Genomic DNA, 26,274 nt, shown 5'->3' with positions numbered 1-26,274 from the left:
GGCACGGGATCAGGCCGGTTCGAACGCGGCCTGGGTCTCCTCCACCCTGCGATAGAGTGAAAACGCGATCACGGCCTCTTCGGCGCCGACGGCCTTGCGCTTGCGGATAATGGTCGCGAAATCGGGATTATTGATCAGCAGGCCCGGCCCCATCCCCGTCAGCTCGCTTCGGGCAATGAGCGCCGTGTCACAGGCCAATGGCAGACCGCACCCGGTCTGACAGGACAGGGCATCGGCCCGCTCGAACAGATCCAGCATCCGTCGCGCTGCCGCCTGGTCGGAAACCACCACGCGGCCATAGGCGTCAAATCCCAGTTCGGCGAGCGTGAAGGCGATCGCGGTCCGGTCGGTCATGGCGGGCTCCTGCGTGTTTGTTTTTGCAATGCATGCAAAGGGTGTACTTGTTTTGTTCCGGTGTGGCAAGGGGCATTGGGTTGGGGGGGGCTCAACATTTTTGCCCCGGGCGAAGTCCCGGGGCCAACAAGTGTTCCGCCTTTTCATCGGATGAGGATGCGGCGCCTTCGGTCGGCCCCGGAACACGTCCGGGAAAAATGCGGTGGGTGCGACAGATGCGTTCTCTTTCTGCTGAACCACCTCTCCTTTGTCATCCCGGCCGGTCGCCCCGCGAAAGCGGGGCATAGCGCCGGGACCTATCGTGCCTTGGGCACAAATGGGTCCCGGACTTGCGCCCGGCTCAAGGCCGGGCATCCATCCGGGATGACAAGGTGATGCGATTGATGGAGAGGCTATAGCGCCACGGCGTTTCCGCCTGGCGGTATGAGAGGAGTGCGGGAGGCCGGCGACTGTCTGCCGGCGTGTGTTCTACGTGTGTGTGACAGGCGTCTGCCTCCCGCACGCGGATATTTCCCGGACGCTCTCGCCCCCGTTTCCAATCCGGCCGGTATTCGGCTCGGGCGTTTAGTGCCGTCAGACCGGGCCGGACGCCCTGCCGGAGCTCGGGATGTCACCCCCTCGCGCGGACAGGCTCCGCACACTTCCGGGCACAAGGGACTGAGCTCGCGCCTCTCTTCCCGGACGTCGAGGATGAGTCTGTCACGGGTTTGTGGGGGTGGGGATAAGTTGGGGGCGCTGCGAGGGACATGTACCTCTGGTACGTGTCCTGGGAAGGGGAATACAAAGGCTCTCACTTCGCGGTTTTCTCCGGGACACGTACCGAAGGTACATGTCCCTCAGTTTTCCGAATTCCGGGGCGCCGGATGGGCTCAGCGCGGACGGGGACGCGCGGCTGGGCTATGTCACGGAGACCGGCTTCCCCATGGGCGCGGACGCATGGCTCGCTGGACTGGAAACCAAATCCGGCCGACGATTGCGTCCCAGACCACACGGGCGACCGAGGTCGGGAGCGGGATAAATGGTGTGTGTCCCCGTTTTTTGGCAGAACAGTCGTTTGTGCGATATGAAATGAGCCGGGGCTTCAATGTCTCGTCCATTCCCACGGGCCGAAATCGAACGCCGGACTTCAATATCAGTGGAACGCGCGTGGAACTGAAGACGATCTCGGGGGTTCAGAATCCGAGTTCAAATTCGCTTTGGAAAACCGGGGACACGTACCGATTTAATCATCCGGCGGCTTTCCGCTCCGCCGTTTCGGGCGTCCGGATTGGCCCGGTCTGAGTCGGCGGCCTGATTTGGTTTCCAGCGCATCGATCCAGGCGTCCGATCCCAGCGGGTATCCCGACTGTGCGAAATCGCCTAGCAGGGCCTCCTGCCACGCGCTTGTGCCCTCGGCCAGATAGCGCGGCCAGTCGGCGATCCGGTCGAGCCAGGGCGCGCGCCGGGTGAGGCCGTCCGGCTCGCCGGAAAAAAACGGGACAGACACATTTTTCGCCGAAATGGAGCAGGCCTGATTGTGGCTGTCCCGGTTTGCCACCTGTCACCGCGAAGACCTCGCTGATCCCCCTCATCCGCCCTTTCAGGGCAGCTTCTCCCCGGGGAGAAGGTGGGCATTTGATCCGTCATGGACCGCCCGCTCTCCCCGATGCCTAGACCTGTCCGGCCTAGCCCCGCGCCGCCGCCAGCAGCGCATCAATCTCCGCATGCTCGGTGCACCAGGACGTCACGAAGCGGCAGGAACCGTCCGGCCATTGGTAGAAGCCGGCGCCGGCGGCCATGAGGCGGTCGCCGAGGGCTTCGGGAATGCGGGCGAAGATCTCATTGCCCTGGACGGGGTGGAGGACTTCCACGCCATTCGCCTGGGCCAGACCGTCGGCGAGACGCCGGGCGCGGGCATTGGCTGTACGGGCGAGGTCGAGCCAGAGATCATCGCGCAGCCAGGCATCGAACTGCGAGGCCAGGAAGCGCATTTTCGGGGCCATGTGGCCGGCGCGTTTCTGGCGCGCCTGGAGTTCCTCAAACCGGTCCATGACGGAGGGGAAGAGGATGATGGCTTCGGCCCCCATGGCGCCATTCTTGGTGGCCCCGAAGCAGAGCGCATCGACCCCGGCCTTCCAGGTCAGTTCGGCCGGCGAACAGTTCAGCGTTACCAGGGCATTGGCGAAACGGGCGCCGTCCATGTGAACGAAGGCGGGGCGGGATTTGACCCGTGAGGCACGCTCGGCGACTTCGGACGGTGTGTAGGCGGTGCCGCTTTCGGTCAGGTTGGACAGGGAGAGGACCCGCACCGGGCTGGAATGGACGAAGCCTTCCGGGATCTCGCCCAGCGCGCGGTCGAGGGCGTCCAATGAGACTTTCGCATGATCGCCCAGGAGCGGGATCAGCTTGCCGCCACCGGTAAAGAATTCCGGCGCGCCACGCTCATCTCGGTGAATATGGGCTTCGTCATGGCACAGTATGGCGCCGTGATTGGGGCAGAGCACGGACAGGGACAGAGCATTCGATGCCGTTCCCGAGACTGCAAAGAGCACTTTCAGATCGGTCTCGAAAATTTCTTTCAGCTTGGTCTCGACACGGGCGGAGACCGGATCATTGCCATAGCTGGGCGCGAAGCCCGTATTGGCGGCGCTGATGGCCTCGATGAGGGCCGGATGGGCGGGGGCGGTCGTATCAGACAGGAAATTCATGACGCCAATGGAGGCGAGTTGGCGGTTGGCGTCAATCGGGCGGTGCTGGGTTGTCCTTCTCCTCGCCCTTGATGGGCGAGGGGGACCGCGAAGCGGTGGAGTGGGTGACGCTCAGAGAATCCGAAAGCGCTTTGCGCTTTCACCCCTTCCGCCGGGCATGCGCCCGGCACCTTCCCCATCAAGGGGAAGGAGGGGGCTTAAGCGCCCTAATTCCCGAAGGCCGGGTCCGGTTGCAGGGCGGGCAGGGTGTCGCGCATCTGGTCGGCGGCGCCGGTGGTGCGGTTGGCGGGATTGTCGAGGGTGGGCTGGCCGGCGAGGTCGCGGACGGGGAGGCGGTCAGCGCCTTGCATCTCGGCGATCCCGGCTTGCAGGTCCATTTGCATCATGGCCTCGACGCGGGCGAGTTTTTCCGGGCTGACATGCTGCAGGAGATCGATGTCGTTCCACTCCCCGTCCGGACAATTCCCGGCTTCGCGATTGGCGTCGGAGCTGGACAGGCAGAAGGCATTGCGCACGGCATAGCCGGTCGAGCCCGGCCCGGCCGGGAAAGGCAGGGCCTCGCCGGTGAATTCGGTCTGCGGGTGGCCGCCGCCGGTGACCGGCCGGGAAGTTTCGGTTTCGTCCTCCTCGTCCTCCCCTTGGGAGTCGCGACGGGCAAGTGGGGCGGGCGCGGCGGGCTGTTCGGGGATTGCCGGGTCGGCTGGGGTCTGTTCGACCGGGGTCGCGGTTTCCGGCTCGACCGGTTCTGGTTCGGGCGCGGGTTCCGGCTCAGCTTCGGGCTCGGGTTCAGGTTCGGGGTCTGGCGTTTGCGGTGGCAGCGTGACGAGCACGACATCGACGGTTTCAGGCGCGGGGTCTGCCAGCGGCGTGCGCGGCAGAAACAGAAGAAGCGCGATGAGGCCGGTATTGATGGCGAGCGCGAGCCCGCCGGCCACAATGCGGCGGCGCACGGTTTCACTCGGCGCGGTCAAAAACTCACCGCCCAACCCACACTCCTGCTCGGCCCCCGCCGTCAAGACGCTTTCAGGGGTAAACGAGGGCGGGCGGGCTGACCAGCGCGGGCGCGCTTAAATCGTGTTTATGTCCACAGCTTCCGCCCAGACGACATAGCGCAGCGGGCCCGGCGTGATCGATCCGAAGGGCCAGCAAGTGACCAGGGCCAGGCGCGGGGGACCGCCCTCGACCTGGATGCCGGACCGGTCGGCCTCGACAATCTCGCTGCCGGTAACCCGGTAAAGCGCAGGCGGCCCGTCCGGGCGTTCCACGACAATGGTCTGGCCGGCTTCCACATGTTGCAGGAAGGCGAAATGCGTGTCGCGATGGGCGGCAATGACGCTCACCCCGTTCTCGCCAGGGGCCGCCGAGGCGTTGAGCAGGGAGGGGCCGAAGGCGAGGGCTTCGCCTCCGGCTTCGGCGAGCACGATGGCATGCTCGCCCAATTGCGGAACGGAGAGCCGCGCCACGGGCCAGGTATCGGCCCAGGGCCATGGTGTTGGCGCGGACTCTCCGTCGATTGCACGCGTCCAGGCTTGCGCCAGAAGGAGTTGTGCAATGTCGGCTTTCACGGGGATCCAGAGACCCTGGGCCAGGACCAGGGCTCCGGCGGCGAGGCAGGCGATGGCGCCGCCCCGCAGGAGGGAGGTGCGGCTTACCACAGGCGACGCTCCCGGTTCATCATCAGGAAGATCAGCCCAGCCAGCATCAGGAGGGCACCGAGCCAGGTCAGGAGCTCGCGCGGCGTGGCCGTGGCCGGCAGGGGCAGGCCGTTTTCGGCGGCCAGCGCGGCCTCCTCCGGCGAGGCATGGACCCGCAGGCGCCGCAGGAGCTCTGGGTCCAGGGCAGCGTGGTCGACCGGGCTGGTATTGCGGGTGACCGCATCGAAGTCCCAGCCGTGCGGGGTCATCTGGGCGATGTCCTGGCTGTTGAGCGGCTGGTCGGCCGGGCGGGCCGGCGTGACGTCGACCGCCACCAGGCTGGTCAGGCGGGAGACGAGGTGGAAATCCAGGGCGGTCTGCAGGACGGCCGCGTCGATCCGGTCCGCAGGGGCACCCTGGAAGCGGGTCTCCTCGATCCCCTTGATCCGGTTGCGGGCCCACAGGGCGGCGATGCCTTCGGCCGGTTGCGCCTCGGCGAGGTCGAGCCGGGTCTGCCAGCCGGACTGGGCCAGGCGGCCTTCCAGCAGGAGCATGCCGTCCGGATCGGACAGGCGCGCTGTCATGAGCACGGGCTCGCCGTAATAGAGATCGGGCAGCGGCGCCGGCCAGATCTCCGACAGCGTGCCTTCGGCGAACAGGGCATCGAGATGGGTCATCACCGGGCGTTCCAGCGCGGTGTAGAGCTGGGCCATGCGCTCGGAGACTTCGGACACATCGCCGATATGGGTGAAGGTGCCGCGGCCCGCGCGGGCTGCGCGTTCCATGAAATAGGTGTTCGGCGCCGATCCGATCCCGACCGGGAAGAGGCGGGAGCGGCCGAGACGGTTGTGGATCTCCCGGAACAGCTCGCGCTCATTGCCGATGGCGCCGTCGGTCAGGAAGACCACCTGGCGGACGCGGCTGGTATCCTCCGGTGTGTCATCGGTCAGGGCGGCGCGCATGGCGGGCAGCATGTTGGTGCCGCCTTCAGCGTCCAGATTGCGCACGAAGCGGCGGGCCTGCCGCAGGCGTCCATCACTGGCTTCCACCGGAGCGGGGAAGACCTGCTCCATCGTGTTGTCGAAGCGGATGATGTTGAACCGGTCCTCCGGCTGGAGCCGGTCGAGGGCGGCCAGCAGGGCGTCCCGCGCCTGGCGCATGGAGGTTCCGGCCATGGAACCGGAATTGTCGATCACGAAGATGGTCTCGCGCGGACGGCGCGGGGCATCGGCATTCAGGGTGGCGGGCGGCAGGATCTGGGCCAGGAGATAGGTCTCGCCCTCCCAGTCCTCGGTGAAGAGCGACGCGCTGGGCGCGGTTTCATTGGCGGGACGCCAGGTCAGGACAAAATCCCGATTGGCCGGGATCGGGCCATCGGCCAATTCGATCTGCGCGATGTCCGGTTCGGACCGGTCGATCCGGGTGGCGTGATAGAGGCTGGTGATTTCGCCGAGCTCGAAGCCGGGGCGCAGCTGCGCCGAGATCGTCACCGGCAGGCGCAAGCGGTCGCCCGGCTCGCTGGAGGGGGCCATGACGGGCGGCGTGATCCGGTGGGCGTCGGGGACGGCAGGCGACGGGTTTGTTTCGCTGACCAGGAGGTAGTCGTCGGTGCGCGGAATGAAACGCGGGGTCAGACCGAGCGGGAGCCGCATTTCGAACGTGCCGTCACGCAAGCGGGCGACGTCCTGGTATTCGATCTGGATGATGATGGTCTCGCCCGGTCCGATATTCGCCACCGAGGTGGTGAACATGTTGGGCCGTTCCTGTTCGACCAGGCTGGCCCGTTGGCCATTATCGCGGGCCTGCTCATAGATGCGGCGCGCGGCCTGGCGTTCATGGATCTGGCCTTCGATGAAGCGGTCACCGACCTGCATGCGCAGGCGATCGACGCCGCTATTGGCGGGCAGGGGAAAGACATAGCGCGCCTCGACCCACTGGTCGGACGGGTTCTCGAAACGCTGGGTGATCGTGGTGCGGATGATCGGCCCGGCGATCTCGACCGCCATGTCGGTCGCCAGCATGGGGGCGGGCAGGTAGTAGCCCGGTTCGACGGTCTCGATCAGCAGCGCGCCTTCCTGCATCTCTGACAGGCGGACCAGGCCATCGATGGCCCGGGGATCTGCCGGTTCGGCCAGCGTGTCCGCGCGGGCGTCCGACCAGAAGAGAAAGCCGGATATCGCAAAAGCGGCGATGGCGAGGATGAGTCCGAAACCGGCCTGTCCGCCGGATGAGTGAGATGTGTGCGCAGACGCCATGCCGGTGTCTCCCCTGTTGTGCCGGCCGCCCCGTTGCGAGGTGAGGTGGCGGGGCAGCCGGCGTCCCTGTCCACTGTCACGCTGGAACGGGATCAGGGATGCCAGAGGGCCAGAATAGGGCGAGAGCAGGGAAAATCTGGGCGATTACGGGGCGCTGGCCGGGGACAGGATTTGTTTACGGCAACGTCAAATTTGATCCTGGATTGCAACCACGGGGTAGCCTGCCAAATCCGACTGCGTTACTCTGGATTGATGGAAACAGGCTTGGAATGTCGCGCATGACCGGCCGGATATTCCCCATCGACAGGTTTGGTGAGGTTTCTCGCCTTGTGTCTGTAATTCCGAAGGGTTTTCAGGCTTGGGCGGCCTTGATCGTGCGGATCAGTGCCAGCCTTCTCGTGCTGATGGGCTGTGTCGTAATGTCCGGGTGGGCGATTCAGTCGCCGGCCATTGTGCAGATCAATCCGACCTTCACACCGATGCAATTCAACACGGCGTTGTGTTTTGGGCTGTCCGGAGCGGGGCTGTGGCTGGTCGCGCTGCAACGCTGGCGGCTTGCAACGGGGCTGGGGATGGCGATCGGGCTGATCGCCGGTCTCACCCTGATCCAGTACCTCACCGGCCTGTCTTTCGGTCTGGACGAATTGTTCATGACCCATTTCACGGAGGTGGAAACCTCGCACCCGGGCCGCATGGCGCCGAATACGGCCGTGGCCTTTGTCCTGTGTGGCGGTTTTCTGATCGGCGCCTCCCTGCCGGGAGAACGCCCCTTGGCCCGCAGCTCCCTGCTGATCATCAGCCCGGTCGTGATCGGGCTCGCGCTTCTGTCCCTGGCCGGCTATGCCAGCGGGCTGGAAGTCCTGTTCGGCTGGAGCGTCCATACCCGGATGGCGATCCACACCTCTGTCGGCTTCCTGATTTTCGGGATCGGCGCCGCCTGCAAGGCCTGGCGACTGGAAAGCCGGCGTGGCCAGTCGCGCTCCTTCTCCATCGTGTCGCCCGTCGTGGTGGCATCATTGACCCTGCTGGCGGGACTTTGGGTGGCGCTGACCCATTACGAGGCCCAACGTGTGGCGCAGCTGGCGGCCATTGACCCGGCGATTGCGCGGACGGCTCTGCCGGAGATCGTCGCGGGGGTCGGGTTGCTGGCGACGGTGCTGGTCGGCGTGGCTGTGCATTTTGTGCACCGGGCGCAGGAGACGCATCGCTTGCGGGAGGCGAACCGGGACTTGCGGGCCGCCGTGCAGGAGCTCGACAAGTTTGCCCATGTCGCCTCCCACGACCTGAAGGCCCCCCTGCGAGGAATCCGGCAATTGGCGATCTGGTTGAAGAAGGATCTCGCAGAGGACGCGGATCCTCGCACCGCGCGTTATCTGAACCAGATGGATACGCGGATCGAGCGATTGCAGGATCTGCTGGATGCCTTGCTGTCCTATTCGCGGATCGGCCAGTCCCAACGCCGTCCCGAACGCTTTGAGCTCGACACGGCCGTGCGCGAGGTGGTGAGCCTGGCCTCGCCGCCGGCAGGGATGGCTGTGGAGGTCGACCTGAAAGGCGTTGAGCTGAAAATGGACCGGGGCCTTTTCGATGCCACTTTGCTCAACCTGATCAGCAATGCCGCGAAGCATCATGACCGGCCGCAGGGAAAGATCCGGATCACGGCGGAAGACCTGGGGGAGTGGGTCGCTGTGCGTGTCGCCGATGACGGGCCGGGCATCGACCCGCGTTTCCATGCCAGGATTTTCGAGATTTTCCAGACATTGACCTCGCGCGACGAGTTGGAGGCCAGCGGGATCGGGCTGGCCATTGTGCGCAAGGCTTTGAAGCATTCCGGCGGCGAAATCCGGCTTGAATCGGATCCGGAGCAGGCCCGGGGAAGCGTGTTTATTGTCACTTGGCCCAAGGGAGTGAAGGGTGAGCATCGACATAATCAAAAGTCAGCGCGGTGAACGCGCCGTCACGTTTTTCATGGTGGATGATGATGAAGTGGACCGGGAAACGCTTCAGCGCAGCGTCGAGGAAATGGGTCTGGAAAACCCGATCCGGATGGCGCGGAATGGCGAAGAGGCGCTGGCCGTCCTGCGCGGCGAGGATGGCCATGACCCGATTGACGGCCCCTATCTCATCCTGCTCGACCTCAACATGCCGCGCATGAACGGGATCGAATTCCTTCAGGAAATGCGCCGGGATGCCGAGCTGCACCGCTCGATCGTCTTCGTGCTGACCACGTCCAATGCCGAGGCAGACCGGTTGGCGGCCTATGATGCCCATGTGGCCGGCTATATCCTGAAGGCCCGCGCCGGGCTGGAATTCGAGCGCGTGATCCAGCTGGCCCGGGATTTCAACCGGAGTGTCGAATTCCCGAACTGATCGGGCCCGCTCCTGTCTTGAGGCATGCAAAAACGCGGACGGGCCTGGGCGCGATTGCATGGCTGGGGGATTGGCGGGCCGGGCGGTGCCGACTAGGCTCGCAAACTCCTGCTGATTTCATCCACCGGACCCATGCCATGACTTTTACGCCTTCGAGCGCGCTGCAGCGCGTGAAACCCTCCGCCACGCTGACCGTCACCCAGAAAGCGCGCGAGCTCAAGGCGAAGGGGATTGATGTGATTTCCCTGGGCGCGGGCGAGCCGGACTTCGACACGCCGGACCACATCAAGGAAGCGGCCATCGCCGCCATCCGCCGGGGCGAGACCAAGTACACGAATGTCGACGGCACGCCGGAACTGAAGGACGCGATCGTCAAGAAATTCCGCCGCGACAATGGTCTGGAATACACGGCGGCCCAGGTGCACGTCTCCACGGGCGGCAAGCCGGTGATCTACAATGCGCTGCTGGCCAGCGTGAATCCGGGCGATGAAGTGATCATCCCGGCCCCCTACTGGGTGAGCTATCCGGAAATGGTGAACCTGGTCGGCGGCACGCCGGTGCCGGTGCGCGCCGGGATCGAGACGAATTTCAAGATGACGCCGGAACAGCTGGACGCGGCGATCACGCCGAAGACGCGCTGGCTGATCCTGAACTCCCCGTCCAACCCGACCGGGATGGGCTATACGGCGGACGAGATCCGCGCCCTGGCCGATGTGCTTCTGAAGCATCCGCATGTCTGGATCATGACCGACGACATGTATGAGCACATTGTCTATGACGGCTATGAGTTCGCCACGATCGCCCAGGTCGAGCCGAAACTCTATGACCGTACCCTGACCATGAATGGTGTCTCCAAGGCCTATGCCATGACCGGCTGGCGGATCGGCTATGCGGCCGGCCCGCAGGCGCTGATCAAGGAAATGGGCAAGGTCGCCTCGCAGACCACGTCCAACCCCTGCTCGATCAGCCAGGCCGCCTCGGTCGAGGCGCTCAATGGCGATCACGGCTTCCTGAAGGCCCGCAATGCCGCCTTCCTGCGCCGGCGTGACCTGGTGCTGGAGGCGATCAACGGGTCGGACGGTCTGGTGGCCCCGACGCCGGAAGGCGCCTTCTACGTGTTCGCCGACTGCACCGGTGCGATCGGCAAGACAGCGCCGAATGGCACACTGGTCCAGACGGATACGGATTTCTGCTCGGCCCTGCTGGAAGCCGAAGCCGTCTCCGTCGTGCCGGGCGTGGCCTTCGGCCTGGAGCCGGGCTTCCGCATCTCCTACGCGACCGATGATGACTCGCTCATCGAAGCTGGAAAACGCATTCAGCGTTTCTGTGCCGCTCTCCGTTAGTATCGACTTCCTCTATGGGTGGCCCAATAAATCCTGATTTGAATTATGGATTTCGGTCACCCATATAGACGGAGACGCCGCGGCCTGGCCGCACGCGAACCAAAATGGAGAGAATAATGAGCATCAATATGGGTCTGACGGACACGCAACGCGAAACGATGGCCAAGGCCGTCACTTCTGTCCTGGCGGACACCTACGCGCTCTATTTCAAAACCCATGTCTATCACTGGAATGTCACGGGACCGCGCTTCCACGACCTGCACAATCTGTTCGAGGTCCAGTACAATGAGCTGTGGGCCGCGACCGATGTGATCGCGGAACGGATCCGCGCCCTCGATGTGGTCGCCCCGCGTTCCTATGGCGAGATGCAGGAAGCCGCTTCGATCAAGTCCGGCGGTGATGCCAAGGATGCCAATGACATGCTGAAGGACCTGGTGAAGGGTCACGAGACCGTGGTCGCCACCATCCGCAAGGCGCTGGAACTGGCCGATGCCAATGGTGACGAAGCCACCGCCGACATCCTCACCCCGCGCCTGACCGAGCACGAGAAAACCGCCTGGATGCTGCGCTCGACGATTGGTTGATTGGCGGGATAGTTGGAATGGAAGAGCCCCGGCCTGTGTGCCGGGGCTTTTTTTGTGGCTGCATGCGGCGAATTTGTGTTGCCGCTGATCGTTCATGCCTTCCTGCCCAAACATGTGTCATCCCGGATGGATGCCCGGCCTTGAGCCGGGAGGAAGTCCGGGACCTATAATCCCGGTGCGGATCCAGTTTAGAGGAACAGCGGCGCCTGCTTTCGGGCGAGGTCTGTGTTTATGGGTCCCGGCTCTGCGGCCTGCTTTCGCAGGCCATTCGGCCGGGATGACAATCCTGGAAGCTGTTGGTCAGACCTAATGTTCCGCCAAAGAAAAACCCCGGTCCATGAAGGACCGGGGCTTTGAAGTATGAAGCGGGCGGGGTAGCCCGAAAAAGATGGCGCCGGACCCATTCAAGGGGGAGGAGACGGGGCCCGGCGCGATGTCGCACACCAATATGGGGAGGAGAGGGTGTGCGAAAACTCAGAAGGGGAGGTCTGAGGCGCGACGTCGCCGCCGCGTCGGGTGTCTATATGCTGCATTCGCGAAGGCAAAAGAAGAGCCATCGCATCATGTCAGTTATGCGAAAACGCGGGTTGGCCACATTCTTGCCATGCATTGTGTCCGGGTTGGACACAATGCGGCCTCAGCTCTCCCAGCGACGGGCCTGTTCGATCAGGAAATCGCGGAACGCAACAATGCGGCGGGAGCCGCGCAGCTCGCTGGGGTAGACGAAAAAGACTTCGAAATCAGGGCCTTCCACGTCGGGAAGAATTTCCACCAGATTGGCGTTCTCGCGCGCGACATAATCGGGCAAGGCGGCCACGCCCATGCCGGCTTCGACGGCTTTCATGACGCCATAAATGGTGTTGACCTCAATCACGGCCGGGCGCGGCGGTTCGCCGTCGGCGCGGCCCACCTTGGCCGCCCAGTCCAGTCCCGGGATCGGCGCCAGCTGCGGCGGGCCGTAATGGATGATCGGGTGATCATCCAGTTCTTCCGGTGTTTTCGGTGTGCCGTGCTTTTCCAGATAGTCATGGCTGGCATAGAGGTGTTGGCGCACGGACATCAGCTTGCGCTGGACCAGGTCATTCTGGGTGGAGGGCCAGGGGCGGATGCCGACCTCGGCCTCCAGGCCGGCCAGGTCCAGCTCATGGTCGTCCAGCATCAGCCGGATGCGGATCTGCGGGAACTGGATATGGAATTCTTCCAGGCGCCGGGCCAGCCAGATGGCGCCCAGCGCGGTCGGGGCGGTGACTTTCAGCTCGCCGGAGGGCTCATCGCGGGCATCATGGACGCGGGCTTCGGCAATCGCGACCTTGCCGTGGATTTCGTGGGCGGCTTCGTAGAGGAGATTGCCCGGTTCGGTCGGGATCAGGCCGCGCGCATGGCGGTGAAAGAGAGTGACGCCCAGATCATCCTCGAGCGCGGCGATCTGGCGTGAGACCGCCGATTGGGACAGGCCCAGCATTTCGGCCGCCTTGGTCAGTGACCCGGCCATGGCCGCGGCGTGGAAGGTCTTCAGCTTGTCCCAGTCCATGGCCCGCCCCTTGCCGGAATCAGATGTTACGGATCGCCAGTCTATCCGCATGCGGCAAAATCGCGAGACCCGAAATGCGCAAGCCGGCCCTCACCGGGGCCGGCTTGCCAACGCCAGGGGGAGGAATCAGGCGTTGATATTGGCCGAACGCGAGGACGGGTAACGCGGCCCGCTGACCTTGTCGGCCAGGGCGTTGAGGCGTTCGGTCTGATTGTCGGTAAGGCGCACTTCCAGGGCGCCGAGATTGGATTCCAGATTGGCCAGCTTGGTGGTGCCGGGAATGGTGAGGATGTCCTCGCCGCGTCCGAGCACCCAGGCCAGGGCCACCTGGGAGGGCGTGGCACCCAGCGCATCGGCCACGGCTTTCACCTCTTCGACCAGGTCGAGATTGGCCTCATAGGCGCCTTCGGCAAAGCGCGGCTGGAATTGTCCCTGCCGGAAATCGCCCTTCTCCGGCTTGCGGCCGCGGGTGAAGGCGCCGGTCAGCATGCCCCGGCCGAGCGGGGAATAGGCGACCAGGGAGGCGCCGATCTCGCGCACGCCGTCCAGCTGGGTCTGTTCGATGTCACGGCTGAAGATGGAGTATTCCGATTGCAGGGCCGCGATCGGATGGATCGTGTTCGCCTTCACCAGGGTGGCGCCGGAGGCTTCGGAAAGGCCCAGGGCGCGGACCTTGCCTTCCTCGACGAGCTTGGCCATGGCCCCGACCGTCTCTTCGATCGGTGTGTCGAGGTCGACCCTGTGGAGATAGTAGAGGTCGATATGGTCGGTGCGCAGATGCTTGAGCGATTGCTCCACGGCGCGGCGCATATTCTTTTCCGACCCGTCCACCCCGGTCATGGCCCCGGTTTCCGGATCGCGGGTGGGGCCGAACTTGGTCGCGATGATCACCTTGTCCCGGCGGTCATGGAAGGCTTCGCCCAGCAGGCGCTCATTGGCCCCCATGCCGTAGAGCTCGGCCGTGTCAAAATGGTCGACGCCCTCATCGATGGCTTCATGGAGGAGTTTGACGCCGGCTTCCGTGGTGACCGCCGGACCATAGAATTCCGACAGGCCCATACAGCCCAGACCCACCGGATTCACGAACAGGCCGGAATGACCGATTTCTCGCTTGATCATGTGTCTCTCTCCCGCTGCGGGATGGCCTGCTTCGGGCCATCTCCTTTCCAGTATGGAGACACAGAATAGCATTTATCCCCCTTCGGGGATAATTCGAAAATTTGGTATGCCCATGCGTGGGCGTTTAATGCGACCAGATGCCGTTGCGGGGCTGGCGTTTCCGCTAGCCCTCGGGCTGGTTTTCGCCGGATCGGGATGTGGACTGGCCGCCGAAGGTCGGTGCCAGATTGACGATCGGCGCATCTTCACCCTGCACCTCGGCCGGCGGCGGGGTGCCGTCATCCGTGGTCGGCAGGTCGATGGTGCGCACAATGCCCAGCTCGCCATTGCGATACATTTCGATCCGGCGCTCGATGACATGCTCCATCAGGATCCGGCCCGTGGTCGGCATGGTGTAGCAGTCCAGATTGTTGAGATTGACGCGGCTGGTGCCGATCGGCTGGGAGACCTGGACCGGGCTGCCGCCACCGCCGCAACCGATCACGCCATTCGTCATGTCGGCAATCAGCCAGGTTTCGACATCGGCTTCGATCGGCAGGGCATTGTCCAGCTCGGCCGCCGTGGCGGCATTGGCGTAAGTGGCCAGATGGGCGCGCAGGTCGGTGTCATAGTCCGGGAAGAAATGGGCGCCTTCGTCATAGACCGCGGACACCCGGACCGTATCGCGCGTGCGTTCCACGCCGCGCAGGGAATTGATGAATTCCTCGGCATTGCGGTCCAGCTGTGCCCAGACCGAATTGCCGGTATAGGCGCTGCGCAGGATGGACGGGCTGCCGATCGTGCCACTGTGGAAGCCGTACATGACGCGCGGATCGTCCCAGAGGCGGTAGACGATGTGCAGGCGGATATCATTGAGGCTGAGCGGCACGCCATTGACGTTGAGGATCTTGGCGTCGAACAGGCGCTCATTCGTGCCGGCAGCACGGGTGCGGTCGATATGGGTTTCCGGATAGCGCGCCAGGATGTTCTCGATCACGGTCGCATTGTAGAGGTTCAGCCAGTAGGCCAGCTGCTCGTCGCGATTGAGATTGGTGAAGTCGATGCGGCCCGGCAGGGCTTCCATGGCGATGCGGAAATCGCGCACGGCCTCTTCATAGGGCTCGTCCATCAGGTGATAGACGACGCGATTGGCTTCATAGCGGTAGCGCGTGGCATTGCCGCGGAAAATCCGTGTGCCGGTCTGCACCGGGCGGCCGCGGGCGGGCTCGCGGGTCGAAGGCGGGACGCGCAGGACGATGTCGCCGAGCACATCGCTCCAGGCCGTGTAGTCGAGCGTGCGGGTGGAATCCGGATTGTGGCCGTAGAAGACGGAGATGTCCGCCGTCTGAGCGGTGGCCGCTTCCTGGGCGCTGGCCGGTGCGGTCACGGCGACGGAGCCGGCGGACAGAGCCGTGGCCATGAGAAGAGCAGACAGGATACGCGGCATACCAACCCCCGGTGAGCGCAATAAGACGAACAGGCTTTTACAGGCCTTCACGGGCCCGCCCAAGTTGCAAATCGGAAAGGTGCGAGCCTATTCCTGGGCCGCCAGATAGCGTTCGGCTTCCAGCGCGGCCATACAGCCCATGCCAGCCGCCGTCACAGCCTGACGGTAGACATCATCTGTAACGTCTCCGGCGGCGAATACACCGGGGATTGCCGTCTTCGGCGTCCCGGCTTCCACTTCCAGATAACCGCCATCCTTGGTCGGCAACTGGTCGATGAAGAGTTCGGTGGCCGGGGCGTGGCCGATGGCGACGAAGAAGCCATGGGCCGGGATTTCGCTGGTCTCGCCGGTCTTGAGATTCTTGACGCGCACGCCGGTGACGCCGGGCGGGTCCATCTCGCCGAGGACTTCCTCGACAGCGCTGTCCCAGACGATCTCCACCTTTTCATTCTTGAACAGGCGGTCCTGCATCACCTTTTCGGCGCGCAGGCTGTCGCGGCGGTGCACCAGGGTGACCTTGGAGGCGAAATTGGTGAGGAAGAGGGCTTCTTCCACGGCGGTATTGCCGCCGCCGACGACCACGACTTCCTTGCCGCGATAGAAGAAACCGTCGCAGGTGGCGCAGGCGGAGACGCCAAAGCCCTGGAATTTCTGCTCGCTTTCCAGGCCCAGCCATTTGGCTTGGGCGCCGGTGGCGATGATCACGCTGTCGGCGGTATAGGTGGTGCCGCTATCGCCCTTGAGCACGAAGGGGCGCGTCTTGAGGTCCGCCTCGACGATGATGTCCGAAATCATCTCCGTGCCGACCTTTTCCGCCTGCTCGCGCATCTGTTCCATCAGCCAGGGCCCCTGGATGACGTCGGCAAAGCCCGGATAGTTCTCGACTTCGGTGGTGATGGTGAGCTGGCCACCCGGCTGCAGGCCGGCAATCAGGACCGGCTCCAGCATGGCGCGGGCGGCATAGATGGCGGCGGTATAGCCGGCAGCGCCGGAGCCGATGATGATCAGGCGCGAATGACGCGTCTCGGACATGATTTCACCTTTGATGTCTGGTCTGCGGCGCCGGGCCGCGCGGTCGGTTGAGGGCCTTATATAGGGCCTTTTCTGCGCCGTGCAGGGTGGGGCGCAGCAATCCGGTCATGCGGAATTGGCGGGGATGAGGGCTTGCACCATGGACGGGTCGGCCGGACCGGGCCAGCCCATGGTCTGGAACGGATTGCCGCCGGCCTGGCCGGTGGCGAGGAGGTGGGCGGCGTAGAGATGTGCGGACCGGGTCCCGGTGCGGCAGTGCAGGACGGCATGGCCCGGTTCGGTCTCGAGGAGATGGGCCAGTTCGGCTGTGTGGATCGGATTGGCGCCATAGGGCCCGCCGATCGGCATTTCGACGTATTTCATGCCGCAGCCGGCGACCGTGGCGGCCATGTCGAAGGGCAGTTGGGCTGTCTCCTCCGGGGTGCGCGAATTGACCACGAGCTTGGCGCCGGCATCGGCCCAGGCCCGGATGTCGGCCTCTTCCGGCTGGCCGGCGAGCCAGACCCGGCCGTGGCGGCAGACGATATTGTTTCCTTCCGGTACCATCAGGCGCTCTCCTTGTGTGCGGCGTGTCCTGGCCAGCGATCCAGCAGCGTGTCCGCCATGCGGCCGGTTTCGGCCAGTGGCTCATACGTCCATGTGTCCAGCCGGCCGAGATAGGGACGGGTGATGCCCCGGCTCTCCAGGGCTGCGTGAAGGCGGGCGAACTTGCCCGGATCCCCGGCCATGGGCAGCACATAGACCGGTGCCCCCGTCGCCCCGGCTTCCAGCAGCATATTGGTCGATTCCTCGGTGACGAAAATCCAGTCGGCTGCGGCCAGGAAGGCAAAATAGGGATTCTCGCCCTCGCCATCGAAGAACCAGACCCGGTCGTGACTGGCGAAACGGTCGGAAAGTCGGGCGCGGATCGCATCGGGCGTGCGCCGCGAGACCGTCACCATCAGGCTGACATCCTGGTCGAGAAGATGCGCCAGGCGCGCTTCCAGATAATCGGCAATCTTCGGCGTCACCTTGTAGCGTTTGGAGGCGCCGCCGATCAGGACTGCAGCGCGCGGGCCGGGCAGGGCCTCGATACGATCGGCAAAGCGGGCCCGGTCCTCATCCAGCCTGGCGCGGGCAATCCGGTTGGGCGAGCCGATCATGGAGACGGCATTGCGGCGCTCCAGACGGTCATGCTCCGGCGCGATGATCAGGTCGAACACGTCATGGCGATGACGCGGATCCTGGACATAGACGAAGAAGGCGTCCGGAAAGATCGTCCGGTGTTTGCGGGCGAGCTTGATCGCAGCGCGGCCGCAGCCGATCCAGAGGTCCGGGCGCGAGGCCGCTGGCAGGGCGACCAAGCCACCCTTGCGAATGACGACCCGCTCGATCCGGCAGGGCGAGGCCAGGCGTGCGGCGACAGCCTCGGCCAGGCCGAGAGCCTGGTTTTCAATCCCGCGGCGGCCATCGGACACGATCCAGATCGTCGTGGCAGGTGTCTTGGTGTCCATCATCGACATGGATCGACTTAGAGATTGTGCCTGCACAGGCGTCAAGGCCGGGAGGGAGACGGAGTGTTGACAGGCGCGCGCTACACGTGTCACATAATGCGACATATGTAGCAACATCGTGAGTCCTGTCGTGAGCTCTGCCGCCCCCTCCCAGGCCGAACTGGCCGTGCTGAAACATCTCTGGTCCAGCGGACCGCAAAGTGCCCGCGAAGTGCAGGACGGGATCGTGGCGGCGACCGGCTGGTCCTACTCCACCACGCGCACCCTCCTGACAAGGATGACGGACAAGGGGCTGATTGCCCGCAAGGATGTGCACGGCCTGTCCGTGTTCGAGGCGCAGGTGGAGAAGGTCTCCCTGATGGGGCGGATGATCCGCGAGTTTGCCGCCAATGTGCTGGAGATGGACGGGCCCCTGCCGGGCACCGCCTTTGCCGGCAGCAAGATGTTCTCTGAGGAAGAGGCCGAGGCCCTGAGCCGTTTGCTGGAAAGCGATGAGGCGGAGGACGCATCATGAGCGGCCTGCTGGATGCTTGGCTGGTCGGCGCGGGATTGTCCGTGCTGGCGGCGCTGACGGTCTGGCTGGCCGGTCGCGGCCTGCGGCACCGGTTTGCCGGTGCCGAGGTCTCTCTTTGGCGGGCGGCCCGATGGGTGGCGCTCCTGCCCCTGGTGCTGGCGCCGCTGATCTATCTGGTGCCGCAGGCCCCGATCGTGTTCGAGGGGGGCGGTCTGGAACTGGGACCCGCCCGGACCTTCGCCGACCCCGTCCCGGCGACCGGCCTGCTGGCGCCGCCGGCTGTCCGGTTCGACCTGCCGGTTCGCGATGCGCTGGCCCTGGCATACCTGGCCGGTCTCGTCCTCATGCTGGGACTGTGTGCCCTGCGGCACGCCGCGCGCCGCAACTGGCTTCGCCGCTGCCGCGAGGCGAGCCGCGAGGAGCGCCGGCCCCTGGAGGCGATGGCCCAGCGGCTGGGCATCCGGGCGCCGGAAATGCGCGTGGGCCCGGCAGATATATCGCCTTTCCTGACCGGTTGGCGCGGTGTGGTGGTGATGCCGGAGGCAGGCGGGATGACACCGTCAGCCCGTCACTACGCGCTGGCCCATGAGTTGAGCCATTTGCGGCGGGGCGATGAACGGGATCGCCTGATCGGGGCCGCGCTTGTCACACTCAACTGGTTCAACTGGCCGCTCCGCCAGATCGAGCGGGAATTGCATGCCGCGCGGGAAATGGCCTGCGACCGGGACACTTTGACGGCGCTGGGGGGCGCGCAGCGCAAGGCCTATGCGGCCGCGCTGATCGACATGATGCGGACATCGGCACCGACCGTTTCCGCATTCGGACCCACCAATAGGAGACTTCGTGAAATGCGTATCCAAGCCATCATGACCCAGACCGCCGCGAAGAAGGGGCGGGCCCTCTGGCTGGCCGCCACCGTGCTGGCCACCGTTGTGCCGCTGGCGAGTGCCCAAGCCCTTGTGACCGAACGGCGGCCCGCTGACAGCGCCGAGATTGTCCAGCTGGACACGCGCGTCCGGTCGGCGGAGGCACCGGTCACGCCGGTCGGGGAGCAGCGGGTGCGGGCCCGGGCACCGCAGGGTGAGCCCCTGTCGGTCGTCGTATCGGAACCCTATCCGGCTCCGGTCCCGGTGCGCGCTCTCGAGCCGGCCTCCGAGCCTGCGTCCGAGGTCGTTCCGGCCCCGGTGGTTGAACCGCTCCCCGTCGTCGCGCCAGCCAGCCCGCAGCTGACCCATCCGGTCGTGGAGGGCCGGATCACCTCGCGTTATGGCGAGCGTCCGGCGCGCCCGGCCGGTGCCCCGATATTCCACCATGGCTATGACATTGCCGTTCAGCGCGGCACGCCGGTCGCGGCGCCGGGTGAGGGCGTCGTGGTCCATGCCGCCGCCGGCTATCGCGGCAGTGAGGCCTGGGGCAATACGATTGCCATCGACCACGGCCAGGGCTGGCAGACAGTCTATGCCCATCTGGAAGGCTTCGACGTTCAGGTCGGCGACCGGGTGTCGGCTGGCGACCAAATCGGCCGCGTGGGTGCCACGGGGCGGGTCACCGGTCCCCATGTCCATGTCGAGCTCCATCACAATGGCGAACGCGTGGATCCGACCGGTCAGGTGCCGGGTCTGGACTGATCCGTTCAGCGGTGGCCCATCAAGCGTGCTATAGTCCTGTCTGCCCGTAAAACGCGAGCCGGCAGGACGACGCGCATGCCCGATCAAAGCCGACCCCGAAACCCCACCCTGTCCCGGCGGACCTGTCTTCTGGCCCTGACCAGCCTGGCCGCCTGTGCCCAGACACCGGACCCCGCGACCTCCACCCGACAAACGCCGGGCCGGGCGGCCCCCGAGCCGTCCGGGAGCGAACCGGCTGCGCTGTTCAGCTATCCGGTCGTGACGGGGGTCCTGTACTCGCCTTTCGGGGCCTCGCGCGGTGGCGGCACCCGCCGTCACAGCGGTGCCGACATTTCCGCGCCCACCGGTACGCCTGTCCGGGCTGCCGGCGCCGGGCAGGTGATCCATGCCGGCTATGGCTATCAGAATTCTGCATCCTGGGGACAGGCCGTGTTGATCGATCACGGCAATGGCTGGATCACGCTCTATGCCCATCTGTCCGCTGTTGATGTCAGTGTCGGCACGCAATTGCAGGGTGGCGAGCAGATCGGGCGTGTTGGCGAGACGGGGAATGCCACCGGCCCCCATCTTCACATCGAGGTGCGCCGCAACGGCCAAGCCCTCAATCCTGCCCTTCATATTCCCGGTATCGGCACCGGCGCCTGACGCAGAGCTGTTCGCTGTGCGCGGTGAGGCGCGCGGCATTTCGAGCAGGCATGACGGGACGGGTTTGGAGAAGATTAGTATGTGCGGGCCATCATCCGGTTGTGTGAGGAGGACAAAGCGGGAGGGTAATGATGCGCATGGCGACCAGTGTGGCAGGGGCGCTTCTGGCTGTCTGCTCGCCCGTTTCGGCTCAGGATTTCATCGAATTCCACACCGAGAACATCCAGCTTCTGCGCGGCTCGACCTATGAGCTGGGGGATCGCGACCGCACGATCATCACGCTGGAACACGCCAATCGCTGGCGCTATGGCGATCTCTTCGTGTTTGCCGATCTCACGATCGGGGACGACGGTCAACGCAGTGCCTATGGCGAAATCTCGCCGCGTCTCTCCCTGTCCCGGATGACGGGCCAGGACTGGGCGCTTGGCCTCGTCAGCGATGTCTATCTGGCCGGCAACTTCGAACTGGGCGATGAAGGGCTGGACCGGCAACTCTATGGCGCGGCGGTCGATCTGGACCTGCCCGGTTTCACCTTTTCCGCATCCACGCCTATCACCGCGATGATCCTCAGCGGCCGGGCTCGACCTGGCAGACCAGCCTGGCCTGGAACCGGCCTTTCGAACTGGGCGGGCAGCGCTTCCTCACGGAAGGCTTTGCCGACCTTGCCGGTGCCGAGGGTTTCGGGACCGAGCACCAGCTGGTTGTTCCGCGTCTCCTCTGGCAGGCACCGGCCTGGGAGCATGTCTGGGTCGGCGTGGAATACCAATACTGGCACAACAAGTTCGGCGTGCCCGGCGTGGATGAGAGCGTGGCTCAGATCCAGGTGAAGTTCGTGTTGCCTTGAGAGGCTCAAGACCAACCATCCTTCCCCTTGATGGGGAAGGTGTCCGGCGACTGCCGGACGGAAGGGGTGAATCTCTGTGTAGCCGGATAGACTTCGCCCCCACCCCCTCCGCCGGGCGTGCGCCCGGCACCTCCCCCATCAAGGGGGAGGATAAGGGCGCGCGTCGTGCGGTCTGCGTCTTAAATCTCACGACAGCCAGCGGGCCTCAGGGGTTCAGCCGGGTCAAGGGCGCGAAGCGCCGTGTCACGGTTTCACCCTTGACCCGGCTGAACCCCTGAGGCGGAGTCTCGGCAAGAGATTTAAGGTCGGATGATGCCAGGGCACTATTATCAACGATATGCAAAGAATGAGCAGAACGCTGCACTGGGCCGTCTTGCGGGTAATTTCCAACAAATCTTCGCGGAGCATTCCGTGAGCGGCCAAGTCTACTCCGGAGCTACAATTATCAAAATCCGCCGTGCTGCGGCCGATGCCGTTGCTGACTATGGGGACGCCCTCGTCACCAAGCTGGGGCAATATCCGATAGATCATTCACCAATCAGGAAATCGGATTTCGATGTAGCAAAAGAATCGTTGGCAGTAATGGTCGAGCGAGCCAAAGCGGCATGTTTCGAAGAGCTTGCGATATTAGAATCTGCCATGCCGGACGGGGTCTGCAGCGAAGATTTTATGGCGCCAGATGAAAATGCGGAGCGTGTGCTTTTGGATATTGAAGGGCTACGGCTGAGATTCGAGTCTGAGCGTTCCTTCGTTAAGTGGGCTTGGGGTGATCTACAGAAGAGACTCTGGGCGGGCAGTCTGTTGGTTGTCGGTGGACTAGCGACTTACGGCTTCCAACGTTTTTGGGAATTGTGGGGGTCTAGCTAACTCCCAAAACAAAACCGGCGCCCCATCGGAGCGCCGGTTTGAAATTTCAGCGATGATGCCCGGACCCTAGTGGTCCCAGCTTACATTCATGATCTCATAGCTCTTGAGGCCACCCGGGGCGTTGACCTCGGCCACGTCGCCGACTTCCTTGTTGATCAGGGAGCGGGCGATGGGGGAGGAGACGGAGATCTTGCCGGATTTCACATCGGCTTCGTCATCCCCCACGATCTGGTAGGTCGACTCTTCCTCGGTGTCCTCGTCGAGCACGGTGACGGTGGCACCGAACTTGACCTGGTCGCCCGACATTTTCGACGTGTCGATCACCTGGGCGCGGGCCAGCTTGTCTTCCAGCTCGGTCACCCGGCCTTCGATATAGCCTTGGCGCTCCTTCGCGGCGTGATATTCCGCGTTTTCGGACAGGTCACCATGTTCGCGCGCCTCGGAAATGGCGGCGATCACCGCCGGGCGTTCGACGGATTTGAGACGTTTCAGCTCTTCGTCGAGGGCTTTATGCCCGGCGACGGTCATCGGGATCTTGTTCATACGACCACTTATCTTCGGGAGTGGAGAGCAGGCTAGCCTCCACGAAGTTGACCATCAAGAGTAGGTCTGCAGGGCCACAGGTTCAAGCGCTCCGTCATCAATGCGCCGCAGGGACAGAATTGCGGCCCGTGCAGCCGAGGCGGTCGTGTAGCAAGGGATCTTCATGTCCAGCGCCGTACGGCGGATGGAATAGCTGTCCAGATGCGACTGCCGACCCTCGGTGGTGTTGAAGATCAGTTGCACTTCGCCATTCTTCATCATGTCGACAATGTGCGGCCGGCCCTCGAACACCTTGTTGACGCGGGTGACCGGAATGCCGGCATCCTCGAACACGGTGGCGGTCCCGGCGGTGGCCAGGATCTTGAAGCCCAGCATGGCGAGCACGCGGACCGGCTCGACCATGGCAGTCTTGTCGCCTTCCTTGAGCGAGATGAAGACCCCGCCCGAGCGCGGCAGGCGCACACCGGCGCCCAGTTCGGCCTTGGCGAAGGCGCCCTCGAACATCGTGTCGATGCCCATCACCTCGCCGGTGGAGCGCATTTCCGGGCCGAGTACCGGGTCGACGCCCGGGAAGCGGGCCCAGGGCATCACCGCTTCCTTGACGGAGACGTGTTTCGGCGCCGGATCCTTCAGGCCGAATTCCTTCAGCTTTGCACCGGCCATCACCTTGGCGGCGATCTTGGCGACCGGCTGGCCAATGGCCTTGGCCACGAAGGGCACGGTGCGCGAGGCGCGCGGATTGACTTCCAGCACGTAGATTTCGCCATTCTTCACGGCGAACTGGACATTCATAAGCCCCTTCACGCCGATGGCCTTGGCCATGGCGACGGCTTCCGCCTTCAGCTCGTCGATCGTTTCCTGCGGCAGATTGTAGGGCGGCAGGGAGCAGGCGCTGTCACCGGAGTGCACGCCGGCTTCCTCGATGTGCTGCATGACGCCGGCCACCCAGACATCCTCGCCATCGCAGATCGCGTCGACATCGACCTCGTCCGCATCGGTCAGATAGCGGTCGAGCAGGAGCGGGGACTTGCCGGAGACGTGGACGGCTTCGCGCAGATAGCGGTCGAAACTGTCGATCTCGCGGATGATTTCCATGGCGCGGCCGCCCAGCACATAGGAGGGGCGCAGGACGAGCGGGAAGCCGAGCTTCTCTGCTTCGGCGCGGGCCTGTTCTTCCGAGGAAGCGATTGCGTTCGGCGGCTGTTTCAGGTTCAGCCGGTCCAGCAGATCCTTGAAGCGCCAGCGGTCTTCGGCGAGGTCGATCGCGCCCGGCGCGGTGCCCAGGATCGGCACGCCTTCCGCTTCCAGCTCACCGGCCAGTTTCAGCGGGGTCTGGCCGCCATACTGGACGACGACGCCCAGCAGTTCGCCCTTCTCCTGTTCCTTCGCGATCAGTTCGAGCGTGTCCTCGATGGTCAGCGGTTCGAAATAGAGACGGTCGGCGGTGTCATAGTCGGTCGAGACGGTTTCCGGGTTGCAGTTCACCATGATCGACTCGATGCCCATATCGCCGAAGGCGAAGGCGGCATGGCAGCAGCAATAGTCGAACTCAATGCCCTGGCCGATCCGGTTCGGTCCGCCCCCCAGGATGATGGCTTTCTTCGCGTCGGTCGGGTCGCTCTCGCAATCCACCTCGCCGCCGAAGGCCGGGGCTTCATAGGTGGAGTACATGTAGGGCGTGGCGGCGAAGAATTCGGCGGCGCAGGTATCGACGCGCTTGAAGGCCGGGCGGACGCCCAGATCGCGGCGGGCCTTGCGGACTTCAGCCTCTTCCTTCTTCACCAGCTTGGCGATGCGGGCATCGGAGAAGCCCATCGCCTTGAGCTTGCGCATGGTCGCGGCATCGCCGGGCAGGCCGAAAGTGGCGAGGTCTTCCTCGGCATGGATCAGCGCCTCGATCTGGCGCAGGAACCAGGGTTCGTACAGCGAGGCGGCGCGGACTTCCTCGACCGTCAGGCCTTCGCGGAAGGCCTGGGCGATGACGCGCAGACGGTCCGGCGTGGCGATGGAGAGGGCGGCGCGGACGGCTTCCTTGCGGGCGTCTTCATTGGCGGCCTCGTCGACGCCGGCGATCTCGACCTCGTCGAACCCGTCCAGCCCGGTTTCCATCGAGCGCAGGGCTTTCTGGACGCTTTCCTGGAAGGTGCGGCCCATGGACATGACTTCGCCGACCGATTTCATCGAGGTCGACAGGCGGTTGTCGGCGCCGGGATATTTCTCGAAGGCAAAGCGCGGGATCTTGGTGACGACATAGTCGATCGTCGGCTCGAAGGAGGCCGGCGTGGCGCCGTCGGTGATGTCGTTGGCGATCTCGTCCAGCGTGTAGCCGACGGCCAGTTTGGCGGCGACCTTGGCGATCGGGAAGCCGGTGGCCTTGGAGGCGAGGGCGGAGGAGCGCGAGACGCGCGGATTCATCTCGATGACAACCATGCGGCCGTCTTCTGGATTGACCGCGAACTGCACGTTCGAGCCGCCGGTCTCGACACCGATCTCGCGCAGCACGGCCAGGGAGGCCGAGCGCATGATCTGGTATTCCTTGTCGGTGAGGGTCAGGGCCGGCGCCACGGTGATCGAGTCACCCGTGTGCACGCCCATCGGGTCCACATTCTCGATGGAGCAGATGATGATGCAATTGTCCGCCTTGTCGCGGACCACTTCCATCTCGAATTCCTTCCAGCCGACAATGCTTTCCTCGACGAGAATTTCGTCCACCGGAGACGCATCCAGACCGGTTTTGCAGATCGCCTCGTATTCTTCGACATTGTAGGCGATGCCGCCGCCCGTCCCGCCCAGGGTGAAGGAGGGGCGGATGATGGCCGGCAGGCCGATTTCCGGCAGCACGGCTTCGGCTTCGGCCATGGAGTGGACGGTCCGCGAGCGCGGGCTCTCCAGGCCGATCTTGTCCATCGCCTGACGAAAGCGTTCGCGGTTCTCCGCCTTGTCGATGACATCGGCCTTGGCGCCGATCATCTCGACCCCGAACAAGTCCAGCACGCCGCGCTTGTTCAACTCGAGCGCACAGTTCAGCGCGGTCTGGCCGCCCATGGTCGGCAGCAGCGCGTCCGGGCGTTCCTTCTCGATCACCTTGGCGACCATTTCCGGCGTGATCGGCTCGATATAGGTGGCGTCGGCGAGTTCCGGATCGGTCATGATCGTGGCCGGGTTGGAATTCACCAGGATGACCCGGTAGCCCTCGGATTTCAGCGCCTTCACAGCCTGGACACCGGAATAGTCGAATTCGCAGGCCTGGCCGATGACGATGGGACCGGCGCCAATGATCAGGATCGACTGGATGTCTGTGCGTTTAGGCATGGGGCTTCGGCCTTCATCTACGTGCGCGCGCGCCTGTCGCGGCTTCCCGGTCCGGAATGCCGTGCAGGTGGCTCTGTTTTGGTGCTGAAGCGG

Annotated in this window: 23 protein-coding genes; 9 read left to right on the top strand and 14 right to left on the bottom strand. The window is 64.5% G+C overall.

Annotation, left to right across the window (positions count from 1 at the left end):
* Positions 1-9: 9 nt before the first annotated feature.
* The 6 genes from FCS99_RS08525 to FCS99_RS08500 all read right to left on the bottom strand — a co-directional run bounded on the left by FCS99_RS08525 (position 10) and on the right by FCS99_RS08500 (position 6,930).
* On the bottom strand, positions 10-354 hold the full coding sequence (locus tag FCS99_RS08525) for a hypothetical protein (RefSeq protein ID WP_138511652.1): 345 nt from the start codon (positions 352-354) through the stop codon (positions 10-12).
* Positions 355-1,576: 1,222 nt separating this feature from the next.
* Positions 1,577-1,840 (bottom strand): hypothetical protein, encoded by a 264-nt coding sequence (locus FCS99_RS08520; protein WP_138511651.1) that lies wholly within the window; start codon positions 1,838-1,840, stop codon positions 1,577-1,579.
* A 178-nt stretch (positions 1,841-2,018) separates the two neighbouring features.
* Positions 2,019-3,041 carry a threonine aldolase family protein gene (locus FCS99_RS08515; RefSeq protein WP_138511650.1) on the bottom strand — a complete coding sequence of 341 codons (1,023 nt, stop codon included), beginning with the start codon at positions 3,039-3,041 and terminating at the stop codon, positions 2,019-2,021.
* A 206-nt stretch (positions 3,042-3,247) separates the two neighbouring features.
* Complete coding sequence (locus FCS99_RS16190; protein ID WP_199288122.1) at positions 3,248-4,012, bottom strand: hypothetical protein; 765 nt, start codon at positions 4,010-4,012, stop codon at positions 3,248-3,250.
* Positions 4,013-4,108: 96 nt separating this feature from the next.
* Entirely contained in the window at positions 4,109-4,696 is a 588-nt protein-coding gene (locus FCS99_RS08505) for a class GN sortase (RefSeq protein ID WP_138511649.1), read from the bottom strand.
* The gene (locus FCS99_RS08500) at positions 4,690-6,930 is read right to left on the bottom strand and encodes a marine proteobacterial sortase target protein (protein WP_138511648.1); all 2,241 of its coding nucleotides are present in this window, start codon (positions 6,928-6,930) and stop codon (positions 4,690-4,692) included. Before FCS99_RS08500 ends, FCS99_RS08505 begins: the two co-directional genes overlap by 7 nt.
* A 329-nt stretch (positions 6,931-7,259) precedes the next feature.
* On the opposite strand from FCS99_RS08500, the gene FCS99_RS08495 reads away from it, so the two are divergent.
* The 4 genes from FCS99_RS08495 (at position 7,260) to FCS99_RS08480 (ending at position 11,227) form a co-directional block, all read left to right on the top strand.
* Positions 7,260-8,879, top strand: coding sequence for a sensor histidine kinase (locus tag FCS99_RS08495; protein ID WP_171036297.1), 1,620 nt, complete (start codon positions 7,260-7,262; stop codon positions 8,877-8,879).
* A complete protein-coding gene (locus FCS99_RS08490) occupies positions 8,845-9,300 on the top strand; it encodes a response regulator (protein WP_233352708.1) in 456 nt (151 codons plus the stop codon). The genes FCS99_RS08495 and FCS99_RS08490 overlap by 35 nt, the downstream gene beginning before the upstream one ends.
* Positions 9,301-9,437: 137 nt before the next feature.
* A complete protein-coding gene (locus FCS99_RS08485) occupies positions 9,438-10,643 on the top strand; it encodes a pyridoxal phosphate-dependent aminotransferase (RefSeq protein WP_138511646.1) in 1,206 nt (401 codons plus the stop codon).
* Positions 10,644-10,759: 116 nt separating this feature from the next.
* A complete protein-coding gene (locus tag FCS99_RS08480; protein WP_138511645.1) occupies positions 10,760-11,227 on the top strand; it encodes a Dps family protein in 468 nt (155 codons plus the stop codon).
* A 637-nt stretch (positions 11,228-11,864) separates the two neighbouring features.
* On the opposite strand, the gene FCS99_RS08475 is transcribed toward FCS99_RS08480, so the two are convergent.
* The 6 genes from FCS99_RS08475 to FCS99_RS08450 form a co-directional block, all read right to left on the bottom strand.
* Positions 11,865-12,758, bottom strand: coding sequence for a LysR family transcriptional regulator (locus tag FCS99_RS08475; RefSeq protein WP_138511644.1), 894 nt, complete (start codon positions 12,756-12,758; stop codon positions 11,865-11,867).
* A gap of 126 nt (positions 12,759-12,884) precedes the next feature.
* Entirely contained in the window at positions 12,885-13,877 is a 993-nt protein-coding gene (locus FCS99_RS08470) for an aldo/keto reductase (RefSeq protein WP_138511643.1), read from the bottom strand.
* A 163-nt stretch (positions 13,878-14,040) separates the two neighbouring features.
* Positions 14,041-15,303: a DUF547 domain-containing protein gene (locus tag FCS99_RS08465; RefSeq protein ID WP_138511642.1), complete on the bottom strand. Its 1,263-nt coding sequence runs from the start codon at positions 15,301-15,303 to the stop codon at positions 14,041-14,043.
* Between the two features lie 87 nt (positions 15,304-15,390).
* Positions 15,391-16,335 (bottom strand): thioredoxin-disulfide reductase, encoded by a 945-nt coding sequence (gene trxB / locus FCS99_RS08460; protein ID WP_138511641.1) that lies wholly within the window; start codon positions 16,333-16,335, stop codon positions 15,391-15,393.
* A 105-nt stretch (positions 16,336-16,440) separates the two neighbouring features.
* Entirely contained in the window at positions 16,441-16,881 is a 441-nt protein-coding gene (locus tag FCS99_RS08455; protein ID WP_138511640.1) for a beta-lactamase hydrolase domain-containing protein, read from the bottom strand.
* Positions 16,881-17,837 (bottom strand): mitochondrial fission ELM1 family protein, encoded by a 957-nt coding sequence (locus tag FCS99_RS08450; protein ID WP_138511639.1) that lies wholly within the window; start codon positions 17,835-17,837, stop codon positions 16,881-16,883. The genes FCS99_RS08455 and FCS99_RS08450 overlap by 1 nt, the downstream gene beginning before the upstream one ends.
* Before the next feature lie 121 nt (positions 17,838-17,958).
* Between FCS99_RS08450 and FCS99_RS08445 the strand changes: the two genes are divergently transcribed.
* From FCS99_RS08445 to FCS99_RS08425, 5 genes are all read left to right on the top strand, one after another.
* Positions 17,959-18,342, top strand: coding sequence for a BlaI/MecI/CopY family transcriptional regulator (locus FCS99_RS08445; protein WP_138511638.1), 384 nt, complete (start codon positions 17,959-17,961; stop codon positions 18,340-18,342).
* Positions 18,339-19,970 carry a M23/M56 family metallopeptidase gene (locus FCS99_RS08440; RefSeq protein WP_138511637.1) on the top strand — a complete coding sequence of 544 codons (1,632 nt, stop codon included), beginning with the start codon at positions 18,339-18,341 and terminating at the stop codon, positions 19,968-19,970. The genes FCS99_RS08445 and FCS99_RS08440 overlap by 4 nt, the downstream gene beginning before the upstream one ends.
* Positions 19,971-20,045: 75 nt before the next feature.
* Entirely contained in the window at positions 20,046-20,615 is a 570-nt protein-coding gene (locus FCS99_RS08435) for a M23 family metallopeptidase (protein ID WP_138511636.1), read from the top strand.
* 131 nt (positions 20,616-20,746) lie between these two features.
* Positions 20,747-21,442, top strand: a complete 696-nt coding sequence (locus FCS99_RS08430) for an outer membrane protein OmpK (protein WP_171036296.1) — start codon at positions 20,747-20,749, stop codon at positions 21,440-21,442.
* Positions 21,443-21,768: 326 nt separating this feature from the next.
* On the top strand, positions 21,769-22,326 hold the full coding sequence (locus FCS99_RS08425) for a hypothetical protein (protein WP_138511634.1): 558 nt from the start codon (positions 21,769-21,771) through the stop codon (positions 22,324-22,326).
* 66 nt (positions 22,327-22,392) lie between these two features.
* On the opposite strand, the gene greA is transcribed toward FCS99_RS08425, so the two are convergent.
* Together greA and carB are read right to left on the bottom strand one after the other, a co-directional pair.
* On the bottom strand, positions 22,393-22,869 hold the full coding sequence (gene greA, locus FCS99_RS08420; protein WP_138511633.1) for a transcription elongation factor GreA: 477 nt from the start codon (positions 22,867-22,869) through the stop codon (positions 22,393-22,395).
* A 54-nt stretch (positions 22,870-22,923) separates the two neighbouring features.
* Positions 22,924-26,181: a carbamoyl-phosphate synthase large subunit gene (gene carB, locus FCS99_RS08415; protein WP_138511632.1), complete on the bottom strand. Its 3,258-nt coding sequence runs from the start codon at positions 26,179-26,181 to the stop codon at positions 22,924-22,926.
* Positions 26,182-26,274 lie beyond the last annotated feature (93 nt).

It is taken from the genome of Maricaulis alexandrii, from assembly GCF_005871165.1.
In the GTDB taxonomy this organism is placed as follows: Bacteria; Pseudomonadota; Alphaproteobacteria; order Caulobacterales; family Maricaulaceae; genus Maricaulis; species Maricaulis alexandrii.
This window is presented reverse-complemented; position numbering and strand designations above follow the sequence as displayed.